This is a genomic window from Telluribacter humicola, assembly GCF_017355935.1.
Lineage (GTDB): Bacteria > Bacteroidota > Bacteroidia > Cytophagales > Spirosomataceae > Telluribacter > Telluribacter humicola.
This window is the reverse complement of the sequence record NZ_JAFIQT010000006.1, coordinates 39,240-63,760: the sequence shown is the minus strand read 5'-3', so window position 1 is coordinate 63,760 and position 24,521 is coordinate 39,240. Positions and strand designations below refer to the sequence as shown.

The window sequence follows — 24,521 nt, the reverse complement described above, 5'->3', positions numbered from 1 at the left end:
TACTCTGCTAGTATCAGGCAGGTACACCCTTATGCAACGACTGACGTTGCTCTTTGATGTAATCGTCCTGCAGGTACTCATCGTAGGTCATTAGCTTATCCAGCATACCTTTAGGTCCGATCTCAATAATGCGGTTGGCTACTGTCTGAATAAAATGGTGGTCATGCGAATAGAATAGTACATTGCCTGAGAAATCAATCAGACCATTGTTAAGCGCTGTGATTGACTCCAGGTCGAGGTGGTTGGTTGGATCATCCATTACCAGCACGTTGGCGCCCGATAGCATCATGCGTGACAGCATACAGCGTACCTTTTCACCTCCCGAAAGTACCGTTGACTTCTTCAGCGATTCTTCACCCGAAAACAACATACGTCCCAGGAAGCCACGGATAAAGCTCTCGTCCTTTTCGGTAGAGTACTGACGCAGCCAGTCTACCAGATTGAGATCAGTCTGGAAAAACTCCGTCGGATCCTTAGGGAAATAAGCATTGGTTACTGTCACACCCCAGTGAAATGAACCAGAGTCAGCTTTCTGCTCACCCATAAGGATATCAAAAAAGGTACTTATCGCCACCATGTTACGGCCGGTGAAAGCAATCTTATCACCCTTGTTAACGGTAAAGCTCAGATTTCTGAACAGAACCGTTCCGTCTTCGGCCGTCTTTGATAGACCTTCTACACGGAGTATCTGATCCCCTACTTCACGCTCAGGTTTAAACGCCACGTAAGGGTACTTACGCGAAGAAGGCTTGATATCATCCACCGAGATTTTTTCCAACAGCTTCTGACGCGAAGTAGCCTGCTTGGACTTAGAGGCGTTAGCGCTGAATCGACGGATAAACTCTTCCAGTTCTTTACGCTTATCCTCGGCCTTCTTATTGGCATCCTGGCGCTGTTTCAGAGCCAGCTGGCTCGACTCATACCAGAAGGTGTAGTTACCAGTGTACATCTGTACCTTACTGAAATCTATATCGACGATGTGCGTACAAACCTGATCGAGGAAGTGACGGTCGTGTGAAACCACGATTACGGTATTTCTAAAATCAGCCAGAAAGTTTTCTAACCAAATTACTGTCTCGATGTCCAGGTTGTTGGTAGGTTCATCCAGGAGTAGTACATCCGGATTACCGAACAGTGCCTGTGCCAATAGTACCTTTACTTTATCATTGGCATTGAGGTCACCCATAATCGTGTAGTGAAGATCTTCGGTGAGCCCCAGACCGCTTAGCAGCTGAGCCGCTTCGCTCTCGGCATCCCAGCCGTTTACATCCGCAAATTCAGCTTCCAGCTCCGCAGCACGCTCACCATCTGCATCAGTGAAGTCCTCTTTAGCATAGATAGCCTCGCGCTCCTTCATGATGCGGTACAGCTTCTCATGACCTAGTATTACAGTATCCATAACGGTATACTCATCGTACCCGAACTGGTCCTGCTTCAATACGGCTAGACGCTCGCCGGGATTCATACTTATTGTACCCGTTTGAGCTTCGATCTCGCCTGATAATATTTTCAAAAAGGTTGACTTACCTGCCCCATTGGCTCCGATAACACCATAGCAGTTACCGGGGACGAACTTTATATTTACTTCATCAAAAAGCACCCGTTTGCCGTATCGCAGCGATACGTTCTGAACCGTGATCATGTATAGTTGTATTTTTTAATGTATGAAAGTGCAAATTTACTAAAAAGTAGAGTAAAAAATAAGACTTTGCCTATCCTAAACCTTTCTTTAAGAAGATGATACAATTAGGTCTTTGGTTACCCCTATAAATAGCAATTTTCAGCGAAAGAAGGTTCAGTATCAGGCGCAAACTTCATACTCCAAAACTGAGAGATTATGTACCTATATAGGACTACCACATATGGAGTTGTAGCTACCTTAAAAGCAAACGGGCCGATGGATAGTCCATCGGCCCGTTTGCTTTTAAGGTATGTTAGCTAGATCAGGGAATAACACGGATTGTGTGGCATCCACGCTCAACGCTAATTTTTCCTGGCTGTTTGGTGAGTGTTGGCGAATCACCCTTGTTTACGCTCCAGAACTCGATACCACCGGTACGGTTACCAAAGTCAAGGTATTCGTAAATAGCTACCGCCAGATTTGATCCATCTTTGTCAAAAGCAATGCTCTGTGGCATAATACCTTCTACCGGATAGTCTGCTACTTTAGTCATAGCTCCGTCAGCACCTACTTTTAGCAGAGTCAATGAGCTACCACCACCTGCATTGGCTTCTGTCCAGGGTTGTGCGCTCTTACCCACATTAGCCGTTACGATCATGGTACCTTCAGGATTAACGGCAAATGCGCCAGGGTTAAGACCTACTGGTGTTTTGCTCACTACCTTATGCTCGGCTGAACCATCCAGTGAGAACTGAATAACCATCAGTTCACCTTCACCAGTAGCTTTTCCAACGGCGCCTTTAGTATCCAACACAAAGTAGTACTTTCCATCGGCAGAAAACTTACCGGTCGCAGGATTATCACCAGCTTTGAAAGGTTTACCAACCATTTCAATATTTTTCAGTTTGCCTGCGTCGCGTACGATCCGGTACAGACCTACTTCTTTAGTCTGATCCAGGGTCACTGCCAGGTAGTTTCCGTTGGGGTGGAACGACAGGTCAATGATGCGGGTACTGTCAAGCTGAGCAGGCAGGTGAGCCAGACGAGTTGGCTTTCCGTCATCGTTTACTTCCAGGAATACCAGCTCTTTACCGGCCTCACTGGTGGCTACCATCAGCTCATTTTTGTTGATATCTATAGCGGTAGGGTTTTTACCTACTGCAAAAGCAAACTTCGTCTTAGGAGCAGCCGGATTGACGATATCTACTACCGTAAGTTTTTGTCCTTCCGGAAACTCTTTCATAGCGTCTTTGTATTCAGCTACATCATCAGCAGGGCTCACCCGTGCATCCAGTACATAGGCCAGACCACCCGTTTTGGGTACGGCGATACTTTTGCTATAGGTCAGTGCTGAATTAGAAACAATGATGCTTTCAAAAGTCTTACCTCCTCTTTGTAAAGGAAACTTAATTGAAGTAAGCTTATCTTTTACCGCATTTTCCCGAAGAAGTTTACCATCAATAAAAGCCGACGCTGCCATATCTGCATCGGATACGGCCACCATGCCTCGGGCATTAAAAGTAATAGGCGAAGTCTGAGCAGCAGCAGGGACGGCTCCCATCGCCACAAGACCTGCTAGCATTGCAATTTTTTTCATACAATCAGGAATGGTTTAGTTTAAATTGTGTAAGGTATTACTGCTATAATAGCCACTCAAAATAAACCTTGTAGCCGAAAAAACCGCGACTACAAGGCTGTCATTACTGCAATTTAATAAAAAAAACTGCTAAAAGCCAATAAATACTCCTATTTAATGTCCCACTTTCTATAATTTGTAACCACTTTAACTTAATTCATCCAAATATTCAGTGGACATAATTTAACTGGAAATCAAATAACTAATCTATCCGGATACGCAGGTCCTGTAAGCCAGATCGCCTGGTAAAATTGTAGTCATTATTATTAGTAAACGGATATTTAACCGGCTTGTTCAGCCGAAGCAAAGCATAAATTGGATGGCATACCTCCTTTACAGGTATACTTTCGCAGGATTTGGGATTGAACAAAAACAGTAAACCCCGACAGCTATAAGCCATCGGGGTCTCAATTTTTTTATCAGGTAGTGCTATTAAGCAGCTAGTGAATTTACGAATCTAGCCAACTTTGACTTCTGGTTAGCGGCCTTATTCTTGTGAATAACGTTTTTCTTAGCCAGACGGTCCAGCATAGAAGATACTGTCTTATATAGTTGTGAAGCAGCCTCCTGTTCTTGAGTACCTCTTAATTTCTTGATATAAGAACGAGTAGTTTTGTGCTGGTAACGGTTACGCAGACGCTTGGTTTCGTTGGCACGAATACGCTTTAATGCAGACTTATGATTTGCCATTTTTAAAATGATGTTTTTCTATACTTGAAAAGGTCTGCAAAAATAGGCATATCTACCTTAAATGCAAAATTTTGGCAGCAATTATATTCTATTTCCAACGTTTTGCCCGGCTCCGGCTCCCCCACCTCCGTACAAGCTCACGTCATTATTACTGAACCGGTTACTACGGCTAATCCTTTTGCGGCGGACGTAGCGTATCTGACAGCAGATATTCTTTCAATCGGATTTCCAACTCCGACGGAGGAATGTTGTTGTACAATTCACCTTCTACCGATAGTGAGATACGTCCTGTCTGTTCTGATATGACGACAACGGCCGCATCGGTTGTTTCACTCATCCCGATCGCCGCCCTGTGTCTGAATCCCAGTGTGGACGGTACATCATCACCATCTGCTACGGGCAGTACACAGCGAGCAGCTTTTAAGCGTCCCTCCTGTATGATCACGGCTCCGTCGTGAAGTACGCTATACTGATTAAAAAGAGAAATTAACAGAGGCTTGGATACGCGGGCATCCAGCTGCTCACCGGTAAGGATGAACTTTTCAAGGTCGTCTTTTTTCTTAATGACGATCAAAGCGCCATTAAAGTCCGACGATATCGTACGGCTGGCCTCTACCACTTCTTTGAGGGCCTGGGTATGTACACCGACCTCGGCGGCTCCAAATATTTTGGATAGAAGGCGGTTGTTTGAGAAAACGGTAGACTTACCTATGATCAGCAGAAAACGTCGGATCTCCTGCTGGAATATTACGATCAGGGCAATGGCTCCTACCCCCATAAAGTACTGCAGAATGGACGTTAGTAGTTCAAGTCCAAGGCCTTTGACGATAAGGTAAAAGATGTACACCAGCATATACCCCAGGAATACCCGGCTGGCAATACTCCCCTTGACGAGGTAATAAATCTGATAAAGTAAGAAAGCAACGAGTAGTATATCCAGCAGATCAGTCCATTGAACTGACAGAAAGCCAACTTGCATAATGATGTGTGAATTAAATGTGGGCCTAAATTATATTATTTTTTAGTCCCTGACGACTGTTAATTGCCAAAGTTTGACGGCTTCGACTGCTTCACGAACATCGTGAACCCGCAGTATGTTTGCGCCTTGCTGCAGAGCCAGCGTATTTAGTACCGTAGTTCCGTTAAGTGCTTCCTCAGCTGTAACACCTAATGTACGCCAAACCATGGACTTACGGGAAATACCTATCAGCAGGGGGCAGCCCAGCTGGTGAAACTCCCTCAAATTATTCATAAGCCTGAAGTTCTGGGCTACGGTTTTGGCGAATCCGAATCCAGGATCAATGATGACATCAGCTACTCCCTTCTGCCGTAGTTCAACCAGTTTTTGCTGTAACTCTTTCAGGATATCAGGTACCAGCCGCTCGTAGTGGGTGAGTTTGGTCATGGTCTGGGGAGTACCGCGCATGTGCATCAGGATGTAAGGTACCTTCAGGGCTGCTACGGTATCAAACATGGCCGCATCCAGGGTACCACCCGATACGTCATTGATAATAGCAGCACCGGCCCGTACAGCTTCCATAGCTACTCCCGACCTGAAGGTATCTATCGAAATGAGTGCATCCGGCAGATGTTTATGGATGGTTTCGACCACGGGTAGTACCCGATCCAGCTCTTCGGCCTGGCTTACCTCCTGAGCTCCAGGCCGGGTGGAGTACCCGCCTACATCCAGAATGGCGGCACCATGCTCGTGCATCTCCCCTGCCCTTTGTACCACCTCGTCTGGATCGGTGCTGACACGGCCGCCGGTAAAGAATGAATCAGGTGTGATATTCAGAATAGCCATGACCAGCGGAGTTGAAAGCTCCACTATACGTCCCCCTACATTGAGTGTTTTTTTTATATCTTGCGATGTATTATCAGTTAAATCGCTACCCATACTTTTAATTGCTGTGAAATCTACCGAAGCGGAATATCAGGAGATCATCCGACATTGCCAAGACCTTTTTGAAAAGAAAAACAAAGACTACGGTACCTCGTGGCGGATTTTGCGTCTGCCATCTATCACCGATCAGATATTTATCAAAGCCCAGCGTATCCGTACGATCCAGGAGAAAGGCGTCCAGAAAGTAGAGGATGGTATCTCGGGAGAGTTTATCGGTATCATCAACTACTGCGTAATGGCTCTAATCCAGATCGCCCTGGACCAAAAGCCCGGCGAACTCGACTCCGATGAGCTCAGCCGTCTGTACAATGAGCAGGTGGAGGAAGTGAAGCAACTGCTATTTAACAAGAACCACGACTACGGCGAGGCCTGGCGGGATATGCGCGTAAGCTCCATGACGGATATTATCCTGATGAAACTGCTGCGCATTAAGCAGATTGAAGATAACCAGGGACACACGCTGGTATCGGAGGGAGTGAAGGCTGGTTATCAGGATATCATCAACTACTCAGTGTTCTGCCTGATTAAGTCCAACGCACTGCTAACTAACTAACAGCACCAGATTTCTGAACATATCCGGCAATAAATCAGCCGGATTGTACTTTGCTATATAAACCCTCTTTGATTCTATCATGAAGATTGTTGCTCAATTAGCCCGCGTAGTAGTAGGAGTCATATTCATATTCTCGGGATTGATCAAACTAAATGATCCCGTTGGTACCCAGATCAAGCTGGAAGAGTACTTCGAGGTGTTTGCCACCGATGTACCTGCCCTGCACGACTTTTTCATGGCGCTGGTCCCGTTTGCGCTTTACTTCTCAGTTTTCCTTTGTGCCGCTGAAGTTATCCTTGGAGTAGCGCTGCTGGTCAGCTACAAGCCCAAAACTGTATCATGGCTGCTGCTGATCATAATTGTGTTCTTTACCTTCCTGACGTTTTATTCGGCCTACTTCAACAAGGTGACCGACTGCGGCTGCTTTGGGGATGCGATCAAGCTTAAGCCATGGACTTCGTTTGGTAAAGACATATTCCTGCTGGTACTTATCCTTATTATCCTCTGGCAGCGTCACCTGTTTAAGGCACTTCCTACGGGTTTCATTGTCGTGACTGCTACGGTATTCTCCCTGGGAGTCGCCTTCTACGCCATTCGTCACCTGCCCATCCTGGACCTACTTCCTTACAAAGAGGGAGCTAATATCCCAACGCAGATGCAGCCTTCGGAGCCCCTGCGGTACAAGTACGTGTTCGAAAAAGATGGCAATGAATACGAGTACGAGCAGTTTCCTTCGGATACTACCTACAAGTTTAAGGAGATGGTAATCTTGAATGAGAACGCTAAGCCTAAAATTACTGACTACCGGACCTGGAACGACGAAGGCGACTTTACTCAGGCTACCTTTGAAGGCAAAAAGCTCTTTATCATCATCAAGAATCTGAAAGACTTGAATCTGGCAGCTTTCCCAGATATCCGCAAACTGATGAAGGAGGTAAAGGCTCAGGGTATTGAGCCAATCATCCTGACATCAGCCAGTGGTACTGAAATGGAGAAGTTCATCAAGGCTCAGCAGCTCAATGTACCCTACTACTACGCGGATGCTACCGTTCTGAAAACCATCTCCCGCTCGAACCCGGGCATATGGCTACTCAATGAGGGTACCGTTAAAGGCAAGTGGCACTACAATGATACTCCAACAGCCGAGGAAGTAGTAGCGAAAGTAAACAGTTAGTAGAGCCGATGAAGAATATATTTCTGACAGGAATGCCTTCATCGGGCAAATCCACTCTTGGCAAAAGGCTGGCCAAGGAGCTATGGTACCGGTTTGTAGATATGGACAAGCTGATTGTAAAAGATCAGCAGATGACCATTCCAGAAATCTTTGCCCAAAAAGGAGAAGGGTACTTCAGGGAGGTCGAAAGTCGCATCCTCAAAGCTACCTTACCCAATCGGGGACTGGTTATAGCGACCGGGGGCGGAGTACCCTGCTTTTTCGACAACATGGACTTCATCAAAGCAAATGGTGTAAGTGTGTTTCTGGATGTACCGCCCGCCATCCTGGCTCAGCGGATCGAGAACCACGGCCAGGACGACCGGCCACTGCTGTCAGGAGTGTCATCTTTAGAAAAAGAATTGACTCTGAAGTACGAGGCACGACTCCCCTACTACTCCCGGGCCGACCTGACCATTTCGGGAGAAACGGATATTGACACGCTTCTGTACCTTATCCGACCGTTTCTGTAACAGTAGCTTCTATTTAAAATCACAACTAATAAGGGCTGCCGGTAATCCGGCAGCCCTTATTAGTTGTGTATGTACCAAGACTTCTATTGCTAGCGCATCAGAAGAAAGTACCTAGAGTCAGTACTACGTTTACATTCCGGTTATTGATATCTACCGATGCGTAGTCATTCGGATTGTTCAGCACGTAAGGCGTAAAGGTAGATTTGAAGGTATAGTAGGAACCTGTAACATCTACAAAGAAACGCTCGCTGCGGAAACCTACTCCACCAGAGAACAGCAGCTTGCTACGATCCAGGCCATCCAGCATAAAACGATAAGGATCGCCCAAGTAGGCTATACCCGCCCGCGCACGGAATTGATTGATACGGGCCTCACCTCCAAGTCGTACATTGACCGTATTATTGAAGGTATTCCTGATCTCACCGTTATTTTCATTCCGGAAGTTGGTGTTGTCAATTCCACTCAGGTTACGGGAGTTCACCCGCATGCCCCGGTAGCCAACGTACTCAACAGTACCCGAAAGAAATCCACTGGTACCAAAGAAGTAGGTAGCTCCACCCGATGCCCGAAGCGGACTGGTTATGCTATATTCAAAATCATTGGGAGCCAGAGGTATCTGGGTGATATCCGGCAAAAAGGTAGTCTGGTTATCTGCAGGTATGCCTATCACGTCCACTGATGCTACCTCATTAAATGTCTCACGCAAAGACATAAAGGTAGGTGATGTAATAGATCCGCCTAGCTGCAAAGTAGGGGTCGCCTTATAGATAAGCCCCAGAGTTCCGTTCAGACCGTTGCCGGTCACATTCAGGTCCTCGGTATGCGTAAGCCCTCTGAATACCTGCCCCCCCGTATAACGCTCATCCAATGTATGCGTGTAGTTGTAGTTAATGCGGTTAAAACCTAATGAAAGGCCTATGTACAGCTTGTCCGCGTAGTTGCCTGCGTAGGCAAAGGTCCACTGTGAATGAGCTCCTTTTGACTCAAAAGTACCTATCTGATCGGTTGGGCTGTTGCGATCATAACGGAAGTACGGAGGTCCCACCGCGGTAGAAGGATTAATGAGGTAAAGCTGGTAGTAGGCACCTTCCAGTGAGTAGGCTTCGTTGGAGTTGGGATTGTAATCATCCATATCCAGGCGCTCAGCCGAAATATTACGGGCGTTGGCCTGCTCAACGACGTAATCTCCAAATGAAGAGCGGTTGTTGGTTCCCCGGTAGGTAAAGAGGTTCTGAAATGACTGCTGCCGGGAGAATGATATACCAATAGAGGTACGTTTCCACTTGCGGTTGTAACTCTGCGGATTACCTGCAATAACGAGAGAAACGTTAGCCAGATTGGGAGTCGTCTTGCCATCGGTCGTAACCTGGCCGGTATAGCTGCTCCGGGTATTGATGTTAGTAAAGGCCGGACTTATACTCAGCTCAGAGCGATTGTAAAATCCCAGACCTGCCGGATTTCCTGTGATCGCACTGGCGTCTCCTCCCAGCGAAGCCTGGTTACCACCTATGCCCTGAAAGCGGGCTGTTCCCGTCTGAAACATTTCGGAGAACCGTAATGCATCGTAGGCATATTGCGCCTGAGTAGGCAGAGACAGCAGTAACGCGGCCATGCCACCTATCAATATTCCTGTTTTTTTCATGGACTGTATAGTATTGTAGTAGAATAAGCTATTTATATAACAACGAAAGACCCCGCAAAATATCACATTCTACGGGGTCTTTGTATATAACTCACTTCGGTGAATCTTGTTTCACCTATTTCATTCAACTCTTATCATCTAGGACCACGCGAACGGGGAGCGCTGCTGCCACCGCCACTGCTTGATGGCGCTGAGGCCGGAGCACTGCTACGCGGGCTGCTCTGGTTTCCCCACGAAGGAGAAGACTGGCGAGAGGGAGCCTGGTAGGTAGAGTTGCTACGCGTTCCACTATCGTAGGTCCTGCTGGACGGTTGACTGTTGGTTCCGTAGCTACGGCTGGTACCGTTGCTTCCTGAGTACGTTCCGCTGCTGTTGGAGCGGGGACGTGAGTAGTAATAATCGCTGTTAGACGAAGAACCACGGGTAGTGTTACCTGAGTAGGTAGATGTACCGGCAGCACCTGTACGGCCCGTGCGGCTCTCACCACTGTAGTAGGTTCCACTGCTATTGCTTCTTGGTCTAGCGTAGTAAGCATCGCTGCTGGTAGTACCACGGGAGTTATTAGTAGCTGAATTATCATATCCGCCATTGGCTCCCTGACGACCGGTAGCATTATTATTACGGCTGCTACGGGTGGTGTTTACAAAGTCACGGTTATAGGTATCAGTACTGCGACCAGTGGCACTTCCACGAGGACCGTAGGTACGGCGATACTCATTACGGTCGCTGTTATTGTTTACAACTACCACCGGACGGTTGTAGGCCCACGGATTATAACCATATCCATACATACCTCCGTAAGGACTGCCCCAGTTGTTAAAGCCTGAGTAGCCATAGAAAGGATCATACATACTGAATCCAAATGGACTACCCCAGCCGAGAGCACCATAGCCATAACCACCATACGGCATGCTAGCCATGCCCCAGGGACTATACATACCCCATGGGCTGTAGCCCATATGGTTCATAGCATACATACTGCCCATTCCCATACCGATAAAAGGGCTGAATCCCATACGCAGGGAACGGTTGACTCCCATCTGGAAGCCCATACTGAAAGAAGCACTGGCGCCAGGCCAGAAGCCTCCGTAGGAATTCATGAAAAATGGATCAAAAACGGCAGTCCGTCCAGCCAGGTATCCTTCACGGAAACCAGCGTTGTATCCTACTTCATCAGAAACAGGACGCTGCACCTTGCGGGATGACAGATAGTTTTCGTCGTAGTAATCGGCGGTGCCTTCATTAGCAGCAACGCCTTCAGTAGATTGAAAATCGGGATTGTCGTAGCGACTACGGGCTTCGTTGGTAGGTCGATTTTTTACGGCTACCTCAACATCAGATGAGTTGCCATAAAGATCATCATACTCTACCCCGGAGCGCGATGCATATTGGTTAGAGGAACAACCCCAAACCCCTATGAGAGCAACCACCGACAAGTACTTCACATTTCGTAAGGTAGTCATGGCACAATCGGGTTATATTCTATTAATTAACTCAAAAAATCCTAAATATGTTCCTGTTATTTACTCAACGATAGAGAAACTTTGTTAAGTACAAATATAGCATAAAAAACTATCTTTGCAACCTTTAAGCGTATTTGCCCGGCAATACGTCACCAATTGTATACTAACTACTACTACTCATGAGTAAAGCCTTACCTTCTCGTAGCGAAAACTACTCCGAATGGTACAATGAACTGGTAAGAAGGGCCGATCTGGCCGAGAATTCAGCCGTACGCGGATGCATGGTTATCAAACCCTACGGATACTCAATCTGGGAAAAAATGCAGCGGGCTTTGGACGATATGTTCAAAGAAACCGGCCATACCAACGCTTACTTTCCTCTTTTTATCCCAAAATCTTATCTTAGCAAAGAAGCCGACCACGTGGAGGGTTTTGCCAAGGAGTGCGCCGTCGTTACCCACTACCGTTTAAAGAATGACCCAGATGGCAAGGGAGTGGTTGTAGACCCCGATGCAAAATTAGAAGAAGAATTAATCGTAAGGCCTACTTCGGAGACCGTTATCTGGAGTACCTATAAGAACTGGATCCAATCGTACCGCGATCTCCCGCTACTTATTAACCAGTGGGCCAACGTAGTACGATGGGAAATGCGTACCCGTCTGTTCCTGCGTACAGCCGAGTTTCTGTGGCAGGAAGGTCATACGGCACACGCTACCGCTCAGGAAGCCATAGCCGAAACCGAACAGATGCTGGAAGTATACGCTACCTTCGCCGAAGAGTGGATGGCAGTACCTGTGGTTCGTGGGGTCAAAACGCCTAACGAACGCTTCGCCGGAGCCCTCGAGACCTACTGTATCGAAGCACTCATGCAGGACGGCAAAGCGCTGCAGGCCGGAACTTCTCACTTCCTGGGTCAGAACTTCGCCAAGGCCTTTGATGTAAAGTTTCAGGACCGTGACGGTAAGCTTGAACACGTATGGGGTACCTCGTGGGGTGTAAGTACCCGCTTGATGGGAGCACTCATCATGGCTCACTCTGATGACAGTGGTCTGGTACTGCCTCCCAAGCTGGCTCCTATACAGGTGGTGATCGTACCTATATTTAAGAATGAAGAGCAACTGGGCCAGCTGCGTGAGAAAGCCGATGAGATCCGGAAGGAGCTAAAGAAGATGGGCATCAGTGTGAAGTTTGACGACAGTGACGCCAACAAGCCCGGCTGGAAATTTGCCGAATATGAGCTTCGTGGAGTACCTGTTCGCCTGGCTATGGGTATGCGTGATCTGGAAAACGGTACCGTAGAAGTAGCCCGTCGGGATACCAAAACCAAGGAGACGGTATCATTGGAAGGCATCTCTACTCATATCAGTAACCTGTTGGATGATATTCAGCAGTCAATCTACAACAAGGCGCTGGCGTTCCGGGAGGACAACACCACCAAGGTAGATACCTATGAGGAATTCAAAGCAGTACTGGATGGAAAAGCAGGATTTGTTCTGGCCCACTGGGATGGTACGCCTGAAACCGAAGAGCGGATCAAGGAAGAAACTAAGGCTACCATTCGTTGTATCCCATTGAATGCTCCCGTAGAAAAAGGTACCTGTATTCTGACCGGTAAGCCTTCCAGCCGTAGGGTTGTGTTTGCACGTTCCTACTAATTATTTATTAGAACAATAGTGAACAATTTAGGCTTTACCTATTGTTTATAGTTTTTTACATCCTAAAAAAGAAAAACAACATGAAAACAGCACAATCCGGTGATACCGTTAAAGTGCACTACACTGGCACACTACCTGACGGACAACTGTTCGATTCTTCGGCCGGACGTGATCCTCTTTCATTCCAACTCGGAAGCGGACAAGTAATTAAAGGATTTGACGAGGGCGTAACGGGCATGGAAGTGGGCGAGAAAAAGACCATTCATATTCCAAGCAACGAAGCCTACGGAGATATAAATGAAGACCTGGTAATCAATTTTGATCGTAAAGAGATTCCTGCTGAAATTCCTCTGGAAATCGGTACTACCCTGAACATGCACCAGGATGGTAGCGGTCAGGTGATCCCGGTTGTCGTAAGAAATGTTACCGAAGATACAGTAGTATTAGACGCCAACCACCCATTGGCCGGCAAAGATCTGGTATTTGAACTGGAACTCGTAGATATCGAGTAGTCCATATTCGTTCACTAACAGAAAAGGGAGGCAATTAGAGCTTCCCTTTTCTGTTATTTGGCCAGCTTAAGACTATATGCAATGGGCTTATAGTGGCTCAGGCGAAGCAGAATGCTCTTCTCGGCCAGGTCGTTCAGCATACGGGAAGCTCTTTTTTCAGAGATATTAATCATCTGCGAAAGAATCTTATCCGTAATCAGGTCATTCTGCTTGAGGTACTGAATGATAGTTTTGACCTGTTTGGAAGCGAGCAACTTGTCCGTATCCGCGTCTGCTTCACCAGGTAGCATGAGGCGGTTGGTCGGTACGCTTTTGTCCTTGGTCCGGATATATATGATCCGTTCCCCCTTTTCATTGATAGCATAGTGAGGCTTATCTTCACTTTCCTCTACCTCTATCCTCAATACCAGCTTAGTACCCAGCCTGATGGCTTTGTACTGAATAAGCAGTTCTTTCTCGACCAGCTGTGTACTGGCTTTTTCGAGCTTTTGCATTTCACGCAACTCCGAAAGTACTCCTACTACATCCCTGTTGTCTGCTACTCCTACAAGTAATGTCCCCCCCGAAGTATTGGCAAACGAGGCCAGCGTACGGGCAATTCGGAAAGGACTATCAATACTGCGTTTAAATTCAATTGTGAGGCCTTCCCCCATCTGGATCAACTCCAGTGTACTTTTAGATGCATTCGCCATAGATTAGTTATACAAGTGCGTATTTTTTGCCGGGTAATGAACGCACCATACCCTGAAATTCCAGATTTAATAATAGCGTAGCCAGTTTGCCTAGGTGGATTCCACTCTGCCAGCTTAGTTCGTCCAGCTGCATATCACCCTGTCGTTTTAAGAGCGATAGCACCTGCCCTTCTTCCTGAGTAAAGCCTTCGAATATGTGATTTGGTTCAGGCGTATTAGTCTGAGTAGTGGGTTCGGGCTGTTTACCACGTTTCCACCCCAGCGCTTCGGCCATTTCGTCCACCGTTGTAAATACCGCAGCCTTATTGTCTTTGATCAACTGATGACAGCCCTCTGATTGTGGACTTGTCAGAGGGCCGGGTACCGCATATACCTCCCGGTGGTAGTTCTGGGCATACTCAACGGTGATCAGGCTTCCTCCCTTCCTGGTCGACTCTACCACTATAGTAACGTCGCTCAGGCCGGCTATGATACGATTACGGGCCGGAAATCGTTTAGAGTCGGGCTTGGTACCGATGGGATTCTCGGTTAGGATACCGCCGTTCTGCTGCATGTCCTGGGCCGTACGCCTGTGTACCGCCGGATAGATCACATCCACGCCACTTGCCATCACGCCTACCGTGGGAATCTGGTGCTTCAGACAAGCCCGATGCGCTGTGATATCTACTCCATAAGCCAGACCGCTTACCACTAATGGATGATAAGGTACCAGATCCCGGATTATCGACTCGGTGATGGTCTTGCCGTAATCAGTTACCTGCCGGGTACCTACTATACCTACTGTACGGTGAGCATTCAGTTCCATCTTGCCCTGGCTATATAGTACCATTGGTGAATCGTAGAGAGGCTTCAATCGGCGGGGATAATCCGAATCTGTGTAAAAGTATAATCGAACGCCCTCCTTCTGACAACGTATCCATTCTTTCTGAGCCAGTTCCACCCCCTGCTTCTGAAGAATGATTCGGGCCGCTTTATCGCCAATGCCCGGTATTTTTATCAACTTCTTGTAATCAGCCTTAAATACATTCGTTGCACCACCACAATAGCTGATTAGTTGTCTGATCATGACTGATCCAACTCCGGGTGTAAAAACAAGTGCTAATGTATATATAGAATCCTCTTCCTTATCGTGCATACAGAAATATTTCCTTACTCAATTGCTAAAGCAAATTAGATAAATTTTCCGAAGTCATTCCTATGATTGGTATAGCAACATCTGTACCTGACATGACTTTTGATCCTGTCAGAATACTACCTGTGCATTTAATTTCACAGCAGTTGAGATTATGTAACTGACCTTCTTACCACACACCAGGCTTCGAAAACTTTAACAAATTTTTTTTATCACTAATAATTCCAACGCCTTCTCTAAAATCCTCGCATTTAAGGCTTCCCAAAGTTTATAAAGTGATAAAACACCTTACAGGCTGGCTATTAAGGCTACGTATATTGGCCCAGCTATATCCACCATTGGTGACTTATTGGTATGATTATTTATCATTTCATACACGTATCATATATAACTAACAATCCCACAAACCTTTTTTGTTATGGAAAATTTCAGAGATTCAGACCGCGATTACAAATCAACTTCTCACGATTCAAACTTTGATCATGAAACAGGTACTATTACCGGTGTATTCAGAGACAAAGACGATGCGGAGAGAGCTTACCAGTCACTGATTGATATGGGCTATTCGCGCGATGAAATTTCAGTTCTAATGTCTAACGATACCCGCGATACCCACTTTAAGGGTGTCGACAAAGAGGACCGCTCAGAACTTGGTAATAAGGCAATGGAAAAAGCGGGCATTGGCTCTGCGATCGGTGGTACAGCTGGTGCTATCATTGGTGCTATCGCTGCCATAGGTACTGCAGTTGCCATTCCTGGTCTTGGACTGGTAGTAGCAGGCCCCATTGTAGCTGGACTTACGGGTGCTGGTGCTGGTGGTCTGACAGGAGGTATCATTGGTGCTCTGGTAGGATCAGGTATTCCTAAGGAACGCGCAGAGGTTTATGAAAACAGCATCAAGGAAGGTGGTATTGTAGTAGGTGTACAGCCTCGCTCCCGTGAAGAAGGTATGAAGATATCAGACACCTGGAGATCATACCGTGGTGAGAATATTCATACAGGATGGGATAGCGGCTCATGGAGTACTACCGGAAATACCAGTACAACCGGATCAACCGGTTATTCGGGTAATACAGGTACTACTGGTACAAGCGACCGTGATCGGTATGGCAGTACAGATAGTGACCGGTTCGGTACTACTGACAGAGATAAAGATAGATACTAATCAGCTTTATTGATAGGCGTAGCGAATACGAATAATAAGCCTATGCTTTATCAATGGACTGATAGTAAAAAGAGTCGCCAAATGGCGACTCTTTTTTTATGCTCTACATGTAGGATAATTCTTATTCAATTACCCGGAATAAGCGGTTCCAGCGAATTTTGTTGGCTATGCTGGTTGGGTTAGGATCAATAGACATCCATACAAACACCGCTTTTCCTACAATATGATCCTTAGGTACAAAGCCCCAGTAGCGTGAGTCAGCCGAGTTGTGACGGTTATCACCCATCATGAAGTAGTAATCCTGCTTGAAGGTATAAGAGGTGATAGCCTGGCCACCAATGCTGATGTTATTGCCATCGATAGCTACATTCTCGTTCCCATCATAATTCTTGATAACATCTTTATAGAGGGCTACATTCTCCGGAGTCAACTGGATGGTCATACCTTCGGCGGGAATTACTATTGGACCATAGTTATCACGATTCCACTTGAATAATGGTGACTGTGGGTACAGGCCAGGCTCAACATAGTCGCTGGAAGCTTTTACTACCCGTACATCCTTCACAAAATCATACTCTTTGAGCTTGGCAGCAATGGCAGAGGTTGTATATACTATATAACCTGATTCGTCATTGGCAGGAATAGAATCACCAAACGTTTCTGAATAGCTGTAATACTCAGAGATACCATTCTCTTTGAATACTTTATCTTCATTAACCGCTGTACTAGTAGCTACAAAGTACTCATCTTCCATGCGGGGAGGATTTTCAATGGCTTTCCCATTTACATATACCTGCGCATCCCTAATCACCAGTGTATCTCCCGGTAAGCCTACACAACGCTTAATATAGTTAGTACGCAGATCCACCGGATGCTGCAGCTCGGGAGGATAATTAAATACTACTACATCACCCCGATTCACCTCCGAAAAGCCCGGCAGACGGTACTGAGGCAACTGAATAGCATCCGAATAAGATGATATATTGGTTCCCCAGATAGTCTGGTGAGTCAAAGGTACCTGCAGAGGTGTCTTGGGCGTACGCGTACCATAGTGGAGCTTACTTACGAACAGAAAATCGCCTACCAACAGGCTATTTTCCATTGAGGGGGTCGGAATGGTGAAGGCTTCAAAGAAAAGCCAGCGGATAAGGGTGGCAGCCACTACCGCAAACAGTATAGAATCAAACCATTCGCGGGTAGCTGATTTCTTTTTGCCGTTAGATGTATCTCTTCGCTCTGCTTCCCTTTCGAAAGTCCTGTTTTTAGTGGTCATTTTTGAGTTTTTGTAAGTAACAATGTAACAGAAACAACTATTTACTACTTTTTATTCTTAATTTAAGAAAATTTAAGCTTTTAAGAATGAAGTTTCTCTTTTACCAGCCCTCTCCGATACTACTACTCCAGATTTTCCAGAAGATCATCCATTCCAAAAACACCTGTCTTTCCTACTAACCATTCGGCTGATACCACCGCTCCGGAGGCAAATCCTTTACGTCCGTGAGCAGTATGGCTGATTTCAATGGTGTCAATCTCTGAATCGTAGCGGATGATATGAGTACCCGGTACTTCACCCTCCCGCTCCGACTTGATAGGCAAATGCCCCTCTTTGGTTTCAGGTACTAAAGCCCAGCCTTTGATACTATCATTTACAGCGCTTACACCTTCGGCCAGGGTAATGGCGGTTCCGCTGGGAGCATCCAGCTTGTGTTTATGGTGGATCTCCGTCATCGACACATCATAAGCCTGCCCTTTCATGAGGCGAGCCAGGTAGCGATTCAGACGGAAGAAAAGATTTACGCCGATACTGTAATTGGAAGCGTAAAAGAATGCTCCCTGTTGCTGCTGGCAAAGGGTTTCGATTTCGGTTCTGTGTTCGAGCCAGCCGGTAGTACCACTCACGATTGGCCAGCCTTTACGCAGACAGTACGTGATATTGTCAAAGGCAGCCTCCGGAGAACTGAATTCAATGGCTACATCTACATCCTCTTTAGCTAATGCGTCCATTTCACTACGGTTCTGGACATCAATTTTTCCAACGATGCGATGGTCTCTTTCCAGAGCTATCTGTTCAATAGTTCGGCCCATTTTGCCGTATCCTATCAGCAGGATATTCATAATTCGTAAATAAGAGTAAATGTATATACAGAATATTAATGAGTTCTACCGTACCCCAAATACCAACCTGACTCCGGCAGTAGGGCCAGGCATATTGGGCTGGTAAAGTGATGGTTCTATGCGTAAGGATAAATCTTCGGATATGTCAAATGTCTTCAGGTGGGCAGCTACGTTGGCTTCGACGGCAGCCAGTGCGTACACCGCAACGGATATGACGTAGGAGTAGTCGCGGTAGCGACGGTAGGCGGTACGCCCCCGTTTGACCTGGTCCAGGGTTAGCTCGCGGGTTTCGTCGGTTCCTCTCAGATATACAGGATAGGTAGTAATATCAGTCCGAGGCTTACCCGTGGATAGGTCATAGAAAGCCTTATAAGCAGTCAGAAAATCATTGTAGCGCAATGTATTCCATCTGATAGCGTACACGGCACCTCCAAAGGCACCGTATACCAGCGGGAGCTTCCAGTAATCACGGTTATAGATCTGTCCACCTCCCGGAAAGGCAATGGCAAATATGGTAGCTTTGCGGGGTACTGGCCGGAACTTTTCTTTGGTACGCACAACCAGCGAATCTATGGCCAGATTGGGATCCACAGCAGGTTTGATGGTATCACCTTTGACGATAGGCAACACGACTTTCCCTAAGCTGTCCGTATTAACGCGCTGTGCCTGTGCACCTCCGATACTCAGAGCTACTATCCCTATCCAAAGCCACCTGCTCAAGCCTTATTTTCAAATTTCAAAGTGTCCAAAATCCGGTCAAGTTCTTCCTGGGAAGTAAAAGGTATTTTTATTTCTCCCTTATGGTTATCATCACTCTTGATGGAAACCTTAGACCCAAAGAAGGATGACAATCTAAATTGTAACGACCGTATCTCCTGCTTGATTGTCTGGGGACGACGTTCCTTTTCGGAAGATTCGGGCACTAGTGATAGTTTCCGTACCTCTTCCTCCACTTTCCGTACCGACCATCCTTCTTCGATGATCTTCTTGAAGATCTTTAGCTGGATATCAGGGCTATCGATCGTAATGATGGCCCGGGCATGTCCCATACTGATCTGGTTGTCGCGCAGAGCGGCCTGAATCACCGGTGGGAGCTTCAGTAACCGGATGTAGTTATTGACTGTCGTACGGTTTTTGCCTACGCGCTCACCCAATTCCTCCTGCTTCAGGCTACATTCGTGCATGAGCCGCTGGTAGCTGAGGGCGATTTCGATGGCGTTGAGGTTTTCGCGCTGGATGTTCTCGATCAGCGCCATTTCCAGCATTTGCTGGTCATTGGCTGTACGAATGTAGGCCGGTATCTTGAGCATACCAATGGACTTGGAAGCCTGCAGACGCCGCTCTCCCGAAATCAACTGGTACTTATCCTTACTTATCTGCCTTACAGTAATTGGCTGTATGATACCCTGCACCCGGATCGAGTCAGCAAGCTCCTGCAGAGCCTCCTGGTCAAATCTGGAACGGGGTTGGAACGGGTTTGCCTCGATGAGATTGACATCAATCTCATTCATGGCGCTTATAGTTTCAAACGGTGTTGGACGTGTGGGGGTCCGTGGAGCGTTTACTGAGTCCGAATCCTGCAACAAAGCACCCAGGCCACGGCCTAGCCCCACCATTTTCTTATTTTTATTTTCCATACTGCACAAGTGTAAATCTAAGGGTTGACTCGGGACTAGCTAATCCCAACGGGTTGGTCCTGTGAAAGCAGGCCATTTTTTGTAAGTATCTCGCGGGCCAGGTTCAGGTAGCTAATGGCTCCCTTACTGTCAGCATCCTGCGCCAGTACGGGCAGACCATAGCTGGGCGACTCGCTGAGGCGGATGTTACGAGGAATAATCGTATTGAATACCAGTGACTGGAAGTGAGTAGTGACCTCATTGACTACCTGATTGGATAAACGCAGGCGCAGATCATACATGGTCAGAAGGATACCTTCAATAGCCAGGTTTGTATTTAGTCTGGACTGGATGATTGTAATGGTATTGAGCAGCTTACCTAACCCTTCAAGAGCAAAGTATTCGCATTGTACCGGTATGATCACCGAATCGGCCGCGGTAAGGCTATTGATAGTGATCAGACCCAGCGAAGGCGAGCAGTCAACTATGATAAAATCGTAGTCTTCCCGAATACCTTCCATGGCTTCCTTCATCCGGTCTTCCCGGTTCTTGAGGTTGATCATTTCGATCTCCGCTCCTACCAGGTCTATGTGAGAGGGTAGCAGGTCCAGGTTAGGGAAGTCCGTCTGGATGATGATGTCCCGGGTACGAATCCCTTCTACCATACATTCATATATGCTGTACTCGATCTCCTTGGGGTTAAATCCAAGGCCGGACGTAGAATTAGCCTGAGGATCAGCGTCAACGATGAGGGTCCGGAATTCGAGAGCGGCTAAGCTGGCAGCCAGGTTTATGGCCGTGGTTGTTTTGCCTACTCCGCCTTTTTGGTTTGCAATTGCAATTACTTTGCCCATTGTTCTTTGAGTTACCAGTTCCAAATTTCAGGTATTCGCCTCAAATACACAACTAATGTTCCACGGAGTTTTTTAGAATAATATTTGAATACTGTAAATCAGTATTTTACTGCATATTATTTTTTCTGAAACTTCGGACAAAGCTAATTTTTCAGCCGGATGTTTCACGCCCACACCTTGGTACCTTCCGTACAATTCTTACACATCTCTATCTCCGAACGGGAACGTACAAGTGTTTCGCGGAACTGATGGTAGTCACTGCCCCGCCATAGCTCCCGGAAGGTCTGCCGCTTCATATCCCCCAGACGGTGATGGGCGTCCTTATCGAAACAACAGGGTACTACCAGGCCATCCCAGGTAATGACACACGAGTGCCACATTTTCCAGCAATGATCCAGCAGTTCATTCTTGATGGAGTAGGTACCTCCCTCTTCCGGTTGGTACCGCGAGTATTTATCAATAGTAGGTATCAGGTCCGAGCCCTGCTCATAGTCGTAGATCTGGGCGGTCTTCAATCCCACCTCGTCTACGCCCAGCTCCTTAGCCAACTTTTTCACCTCATCGATCTGGTGCTCATTGGGACGTACCACCAGGAACTGAAATACGGTATGCGGTGTGCTGGATTTAAGCTCCTTCTTCCACTTGATAATATTCCGGGTTCCTTCCAGTACCTTTTCCAACTTACCCCCGATGCGGTACTGCTCGTACACATCCTGGGTGGTTCCATCAATAGATATTATTAGTCTATCAAGACCTGACTCCACAGTACGCCGGGCTTTCTCATCCGTCAGGTAGTGCGCGTTGGTAGAAGTAGCGGTATAGATACCCTTGTCGTGGGCATAACGCACCAGATCAAAAAACTTGGGGTGAAGATAAGGCTCGCCCTGGAAGTAAAAGATAAGGTACAGCAGCGTTTCGGCCAGCTCATCGATGGTCTTTTTGTAGAGGTCTTCTTCCATCATACCGGTAGGCCGCGTGAAAGATCGCAAGCCGCTCGGACACTCAGGACACCGCAGATTACAGGAAGTAGTGGGCTCAAAAGAAATGGCCACCGGCATCCCCCAATGCGTCGCCTTACCCGAGTAGCGGGAGTAAAAATAGCTAGCTAGTATCTGCATAGCGTTCCAGGCTCTGCGGGGCGTCACCTTTGACATCAGGTTCAAACCATCCTTCCAGTTTCGGTTCATTAGTAGTTATTCGATAATCTAAAATTTTCTTACTCTTACTTCTTGTCTCTTCTTCTCTCCTCCTCTTTACGATTTGTTCATCATCGCTGCAAATGCAACAAGCCAGGTAGCTAACTGTTCATCGTACTAACCGGTCTTAGCCTTAGCTGCACCTTGCAGCATCACACTATCACTTAATTTGCAGCTACTCACTACGCTCACAAACTGGATAGACTCTACACCTTGTGCAACCGCAAGTTCACTAACTATTAGTACGATTGAATCTTTGTCAATCCTCAGGCAGCTACGATCAGCAGATAATTTTCAAACATTTGGAGAGCAGATTGCTTTATTTACTACATGCGAAACTAAGCAAATCTCAGCAGAATGACGTATCCTGTCCTAATTATAGGTGGTGGTTTAGCCGGACTTACCACTGGCATTGAACTGTCCAGGGCGGGTATCCGGGTGCTTTTGATCGAACGAAAAAACTACCCGCACCACAAGGTATGTGGTGAATACATATCGAATGAAGTAAGGCCCTACTTAATAAAGCTGGGCCTTGATCCGGCTATAATGGGGGCGGCTGAGATTAATTCATTCCGATTTACCTCCCCCAAAGGCCACATTCTGGACTCTCCCCTGCAGATGGGTGGATTTGGTATCAGCCGCTACCAATTCGACGATCATTTATATCAACTAGCCCAGGCGTCTGGAGTGGAATTTCTTCTCAATACCACTGTCTCTGATGTACATTGGATAGAAGATCATTTTATAGTACAAACCGCTACCGGAGATGAATTCAAAGTTGAGGTGGTGATTGGAGCTTACGGCAAAAGGACTCGACTGGATCGTGAACTTAAGCGGGACTTTATGCAGCAGACGTCTCCCTATATGGGGGTTAAGTATCATATACGTTATGAATTCCCCAAAGACACCATAGCCCTTCATAATTTTAAGAATGGCTACTGTGGTATATCTGCTATCGAAGAAGATAAGTACTGCATGTGCTATCTGACCGAGCGGAGCAATGTAAAAAAGTACGGAAGCATACCCGAAATGGAACGGCATGTGCTGGCTCAGAACCCACACATTTATAATATACTGAGGGAGGCGGAATTTCTGTACGAAAGCCCGGAGGTGATTAATGAAGTATCATTTGCCCCTAAGAAGGCGGTAGTGAATCATGTACTGATGACTGGTGATGCAGCCGGGCTTATAACTCCACTTTGCGGCAATGGAATGGCCATGGCTATACATGGGGGCTGGCTGGCGGCTCAGGAAATTATTGACTACTTCAGCGGGCACCGTAACCGAAGGCAACTGGAAAAAGGGTACACCCGTCACTGGAAGAAGCAATTTTCAAACCGCCTCTGGGTAGGAAGAAATGTACAACGTATGTTCGGTAACGAAACCCTTTCGGAATTTGCACTTCACTTTTTTGGACTCCTTCCTCCCCTGCTGCGGCTGGTAATCCGTAGTACCCACGGAAAACCGTTTCATGTTTAGTTCAGCAATTGCTTCCATGCTATTTGATCAGGAACCACCATAAGCCGGCTGATCAGTTTTTTCTTTATCTGTATTCCGATTTGGATTATTAACCGGTACTACATCCGGATCAGGTTGTCCGTTTTTGTCTGTGTACTTGTCACGTATTTCCTGACGTTCGTCCAGGGTATCACTATCTACAATTTTGGAAGAAGCTTTGGACTTTTCTGCTTGAGTTGGAGCACCTTTACTGGCACTACCAGGCTGTTTGCTTTTATAAGGCATAGTAGTTTCGGGTTAGTGAAAAATAAATTTATACGCTCTAAAACCTCAAAAAACCATACCATCAGAAGAGTTTAAGGTAGTTATACCTAAAGAGGAAGTTCAGTAGTACCTTTTACCTCAGACATAACAAAGAAGCTACTTATATGCAGGACACTGTTTAAGACTGAAAGTTTCTGCTGATAAAACTGGTTATAGGCTTCTACATCGTTGGCGACTACTTTCAGCAGGTAGTCAAAGTTCCCCGACACCACACAACACTCCAGTACCTCAGGCATACTACTAATAGCCGCGTTAAATTCTTCAAAGCTTTCTTTACGCTGCTTGTCCAGTGTGACATTGCAGTATACGAGCAACGACTTACCCAATTTGCGCCGGTTGAGCAGACATACGTACTTATCTATAAATCCTTCCCGCTCCAGCTTTCGGATCCGGTCATGTACCGGTGTAAGCGAAAGATTGATTCGGGAAGCAATTTCTTTCATCGTCAGCTGAGCATTGCTCTGAAGCAGGCCCAATATTTTTTTATCGGTAGCATCAAGATTCATAACAGAAGTTTTTTTTAGCAAAGGTACCCATATTCACTATTCAACAGGAAATATTTCTAGACATGACCAATTTACCAAAATACTTTCCTGTAATTATACATC

General features: G+C 46.6%; 24 protein-coding genes. 7 read left to right on the top strand and 17 right to left on the bottom strand.

The annotated features are described in order from the left end of the window. Positions 1-13 precede the first annotated feature (13 nt). From JUB14_RS21245 to folP, 5 genes are all read right to left on the bottom strand, one after another. Positions 14-1,642, bottom strand: a complete 1,629-nt coding sequence (locus tag JUB14_RS21245) for an ABC-F family ATP-binding cassette domain-containing protein (protein ID WP_207508844.1) — start codon at positions 1,640-1,642, stop codon at positions 14-16. 301 nt (positions 1,643-1,943) lie between these two features. After that, positions 1,944-3,218: a lactonase family protein gene (locus JUB14_RS21240; protein ID WP_207508843.1), complete on the bottom strand. Its 1,275-nt coding sequence runs from the start codon at positions 3,216-3,218 to the stop codon at positions 1,944-1,946. A 471-nt stretch (positions 3,219-3,689) separates the two neighbouring features. Continuing rightward, a complete protein-coding gene (rpsT, locus tag JUB14_RS21235; RefSeq protein ID WP_207508842.1) occupies positions 3,690-3,947 on the bottom strand; it encodes a 30S ribosomal protein S20 in 258 nt (85 codons plus the stop codon). Between the two features lie 169 nt (positions 3,948-4,116). After that, entirely contained in the window at positions 4,117-4,926 is an 810-nt protein-coding gene (gene cdaA / locus JUB14_RS21230; protein WP_207508841.1) for a diadenylate cyclase CdaA, read from the bottom strand. Positions 4,927-4,968: 42 nt separating this feature from the next. After that, a complete protein-coding gene (folP, locus tag JUB14_RS21225) occupies positions 4,969-5,844 on the bottom strand; it encodes a dihydropteroate synthase (RefSeq protein ID WP_207508840.1) in 876 nt (291 codons plus the stop codon). 13 nt (positions 5,845-5,857) lie between these two features. On the opposite strand from folP, the gene JUB14_RS21220 reads away from it, so the two are divergent. The 3 genes from JUB14_RS21220 (at position 5,858) to JUB14_RS21210 (ending at position 8,089) form a co-directional block, all read left to right on the top strand. Beyond that, a complete protein-coding gene (locus tag JUB14_RS21220) occupies positions 5,858-6,403 on the top strand; it encodes a DUF1599 domain-containing protein (protein ID WP_310586179.1) in 546 nt (181 codons plus the stop codon). Between the two features lie 79 nt (positions 6,404-6,482). Then, entirely contained in the window at positions 6,483-7,577 is a 1,095-nt protein-coding gene (locus JUB14_RS21215) for a BT_3928 family protein (RefSeq protein WP_207508838.1), read from the top strand. Between the two features lie 8 nt (positions 7,578-7,585). Then, entirely contained in the window at positions 7,586-8,089 is a 504-nt protein-coding gene (locus tag JUB14_RS21210) for a shikimate kinase (RefSeq protein WP_207508837.1), read from the top strand. A gap of 97 nt (positions 8,090-8,186) precedes the next feature. On the opposite strand, the gene JUB14_RS21205 is transcribed toward JUB14_RS21210, so the two are convergent. Both JUB14_RS21205 and JUB14_RS21200 read right to left on the bottom strand, forming a co-directional pair. Further along, positions 8,187-9,731 carry an OmpP1/FadL family transporter gene (locus JUB14_RS21205; RefSeq protein ID WP_207508836.1) on the bottom strand — a complete coding sequence of 515 codons (1,545 nt, stop codon included), beginning with the start codon at positions 9,729-9,731 and terminating at the stop codon, positions 8,187-8,189. Between the two features lie 134 nt (positions 9,732-9,865). After that, the gene (locus JUB14_RS21200) at positions 9,866-11,194 is read right to left on the bottom strand and encodes a hypothetical protein (protein ID WP_207508835.1); all 1,329 of its coding nucleotides are present in this window, start codon (positions 11,192-11,194) and stop codon (positions 9,866-9,868) included. Positions 11,195-11,373: 179 nt separating this feature from the next. Here JUB14_RS21200 and proS point away from each other — a divergent pair, with 179 nt between their 5' ends. Then, positions 11,374-12,849 carry a proline--tRNA ligase gene (proS, locus tag JUB14_RS21195; RefSeq protein WP_207508834.1) on the top strand — a complete coding sequence of 492 codons (1,476 nt, stop codon included), beginning with the start codon at positions 11,374-11,376 and terminating at the stop codon, positions 12,847-12,849. Positions 12,850-12,929: 80 nt separating this feature from the next. Continuing rightward, entirely contained in the window at positions 12,930-13,361 is a 432-nt protein-coding gene (locus JUB14_RS21190; RefSeq protein WP_207508833.1) for an FKBP-type peptidyl-prolyl cis-trans isomerase, read from the top strand. A 53-nt stretch (positions 13,362-13,414) separates the two neighbouring features. Here JUB14_RS21190 and JUB14_RS21185 read toward each other — a convergent pair whose 3' ends face one another. Both JUB14_RS21185 and dprA read right to left on the bottom strand, forming a co-directional pair. Continuing rightward, positions 13,415-14,053 carry an AlbA family DNA-binding domain-containing protein gene (locus JUB14_RS21185; protein ID WP_207508832.1) on the bottom strand — a complete coding sequence of 213 codons (639 nt, stop codon included), beginning with the start codon at positions 14,051-14,053 and terminating at the stop codon, positions 13,415-13,417. Between the two features lie 7 nt (positions 14,054-14,060). Continuing rightward, a complete protein-coding gene (gene dprA, locus JUB14_RS21180) occupies positions 14,061-15,119 on the bottom strand; it encodes a DNA-processing protein DprA (protein ID WP_207508831.1) in 1,059 nt (352 codons plus the stop codon). A gap of 484 nt (positions 15,120-15,603) precedes the next feature. On the opposite strand from dprA, the gene JUB14_RS28035 reads away from it, so the two are divergent. Next, positions 15,604-16,350 carry a hypothetical protein gene (locus tag JUB14_RS28035; protein WP_310586178.1) on the top strand — a complete coding sequence of 249 codons (747 nt, stop codon included), beginning with the start codon at positions 15,604-15,606 and terminating at the stop codon, positions 16,348-16,350. Positions 16,351-16,471: 121 nt separating this feature from the next. Here the strand turns inward: JUB14_RS28035 and lepB are convergent, their stop codons facing one another. The 6 genes from lepB to JUB14_RS21145 form a co-directional block, all read right to left on the bottom strand. Then, positions 16,472-17,623, bottom strand: coding sequence for a signal peptidase I (gene lepB / locus JUB14_RS21170; RefSeq protein WP_207508830.1), 1,152 nt, complete (start codon positions 17,621-17,623; stop codon positions 16,472-16,474). A 122-nt stretch (positions 17,624-17,745) separates the two neighbouring features. Beyond that, positions 17,746-18,465, bottom strand: coding sequence for a 4-hydroxy-tetrahydrodipicolinate reductase (gene dapB, locus JUB14_RS21165; protein ID WP_207508829.1), 720 nt, complete (start codon positions 18,463-18,465; stop codon positions 17,746-17,748). 45 nt (positions 18,466-18,510) lie between these two features. Beyond that, positions 18,511-19,185, bottom strand: a complete 675-nt coding sequence (locus tag JUB14_RS21160; protein ID WP_207508828.1) for a DUF5683 domain-containing protein — start codon at positions 19,183-19,185, stop codon at positions 18,511-18,513. Next, positions 19,182-20,102, bottom strand: a complete 921-nt coding sequence (locus JUB14_RS21155) for a ParB/RepB/Spo0J family partition protein (protein WP_207508827.1) — start codon at positions 20,100-20,102, stop codon at positions 19,182-19,184. The genes JUB14_RS21160 and JUB14_RS21155 overlap by 4 nt, the downstream gene beginning before the upstream one ends. Before the next feature lie 35 nt (positions 20,103-20,137). Then, the gene (locus JUB14_RS21150) at positions 20,138-20,935 is read right to left on the bottom strand and encodes a ParA family protein (protein WP_207508826.1); all 798 of its coding nucleotides are present in this window, start codon (positions 20,933-20,935) and stop codon (positions 20,138-20,140) included. 164 nt (positions 20,936-21,099) lie between these two features. Continuing rightward, positions 21,100-22,122 (bottom strand): radical SAM protein, encoded by a 1,023-nt coding sequence (locus JUB14_RS21145; RefSeq protein ID WP_207508825.1) that lies wholly within the window; start codon positions 22,120-22,122, stop codon positions 21,100-21,102. Positions 22,123-22,488: 366 nt separating this feature from the next. On the opposite strand from JUB14_RS21145, the gene JUB14_RS21140 reads away from it, so the two are divergent. Beyond that, positions 22,489-23,610, top strand: a complete 1,122-nt coding sequence (locus JUB14_RS21140) for an NAD(P)/FAD-dependent oxidoreductase (RefSeq protein WP_207508824.1) — start codon at positions 22,489-22,491, stop codon at positions 23,608-23,610. A gap of 27 nt (positions 23,611-23,637) precedes the next feature. Here the strand turns inward: JUB14_RS21140 and JUB14_RS21135 are convergent, their stop codons facing one another. Then, a complete protein-coding gene (locus JUB14_RS21135) occupies positions 23,638-23,874 on the bottom strand; it encodes a hypothetical protein (protein ID WP_207508823.1) in 237 nt (78 codons plus the stop codon). A gap of 86 nt (positions 23,875-23,960) precedes the next feature. Further along, positions 23,961-24,419 carry an Lrp/AsnC family transcriptional regulator gene (locus JUB14_RS21130; protein ID WP_207508822.1) on the bottom strand — a complete coding sequence of 153 codons (459 nt, stop codon included), beginning with the start codon at positions 24,417-24,419 and terminating at the stop codon, positions 23,961-23,963. Between the last annotated feature and the right edge of the window lie 102 nt (positions 24,420-24,521).

Bases quoted from the DNA above. Each gene is read 5' to 3' on its own strand.
- JUB14_RS21130 (WP_207508822.1), bottom strand. From the start codon at position 24,419: ATGAATCTTGATGCTACCGATAAAAAAATATTGGGCCTGCTTCAGAGC.
- cdaA (WP_207508841.1), bottom strand. From the start codon at position 4,926: ATGCAAGTTGGCTTTCTGTCAGTTCAATGGACTGATCTGCTGGATATA.
- JUB14_RS21185 (WP_207508832.1), bottom strand. From the start codon at position 14,053: ATGGCGAATGCATCTAAAAGTACACTGGAGTTGATCCAGATGGGGGAA.
- JUB14_RS21140 (WP_207508824.1), top strand. From the start codon at position 22,489: ATGACGTATCCTGTCCTAATTATAGGTGGTGGTTTAGCCGGACTTACC.
- JUB14_RS21215 (WP_207508838.1), top strand. From the start codon at position 6,483: ATGAAGATTGTTGCTCAATTAGCCCGCGTAGTAGTAGGAGTCATATTC.
- JUB14_RS21145 (WP_207508825.1), bottom strand. From the start codon at position 22,122: ATGAACCGAAACTGGAAGGATGGTTTGAACCTGATGTCAAAGGTGACG.
- JUB14_RS28035 (WP_310586178.1), top strand. From the start codon at position 15,604: ATGGAAAATTTCAGAGATTCAGACCGCGATTACAAATCAACTTCTCAC.
- JUB14_RS21200 (WP_207508835.1), bottom strand. From the start codon at position 11,194: ATGACTACCTTACGAAATGTGAAGTACTTGTCGGTGGTTGCTCTCATA.
- JUB14_RS21190 (WP_207508833.1), top strand. From the start codon at position 12,930: ATGAAAACAGCACAATCCGGTGATACCGTTAAAGTGCACTACACTGGC.
- dapB (WP_207508829.1), bottom strand. From the start codon at position 18,465: ATGAATATCCTGCTGATAGGATACGGCAAAATGGGCCGAACTATTGAA.
- folP (WP_207508840.1), bottom strand. From the start codon at position 5,844: ATGGGTAGCGATTTAACTGATAATACATCGCAAGATATAAAAAAAACA.
- proS (WP_207508834.1), top strand. From the start codon at position 11,374: ATGAGTAAAGCCTTACCTTCTCGTAGCGAAAACTACTCCGAATGGTAC.
- JUB14_RS21240 (WP_207508843.1), bottom strand. From the start codon at position 3,218: ATGAAAAAAATTGCAATGCTAGCAGGTCTTGTGGCGATGGGAGCCGTC.
- rpsT (WP_207508842.1), bottom strand. From the start codon at position 3,947: ATGGCAAATCATAAGTCTGCATTAAAGCGTATTCGTGCCAACGAAACC.
- JUB14_RS21205 (WP_207508836.1), bottom strand. From the start codon at position 9,731: ATGAAAAAAACAGGAATATTGATAGGTGGCATGGCCGCGTTACTGCTG.
- lepB (WP_207508830.1), bottom strand. From the start codon at position 17,623: ATGACCACTAAAAACAGGACTTTCGAAAGGGAAGCAGAGCGAAGAGAT.
- JUB14_RS21245 (WP_207508844.1), bottom strand. From the start codon at position 1,642: ATGATCACGGTTCAGAACGTATCGCTGCGATACGGCAAACGGGTGCTT.
- JUB14_RS21135 (WP_207508823.1), bottom strand. From the start codon at position 23,874: ATGCCTTATAAAAGCAAACAGCCTGGTAGTGCCAGTAAAGGTGCTCCA.
- JUB14_RS21210 (WP_207508837.1), top strand. From the start codon at position 7,586: ATGAAGAATATATTTCTGACAGGAATGCCTTCATCGGGCAAATCCACT.
- JUB14_RS21155 (WP_207508827.1), bottom strand. From the start codon at position 20,102: ATGGAAAATAAAAATAAGAAAATGGTGGGGCTAGGCCGTGGCCTGGGT.
- dprA (WP_207508831.1), bottom strand. From the start codon at position 15,119: ATGATCAGACAACTAATCAGCTATTGTGGTGGTGCAACGAATGTATTT.
- JUB14_RS21150 (WP_207508826.1), bottom strand. From the start codon at position 20,935: ATGGGCAAAGTAATTGCAATTGCAAACCAAAAAGGCGGAGTAGGCAAA.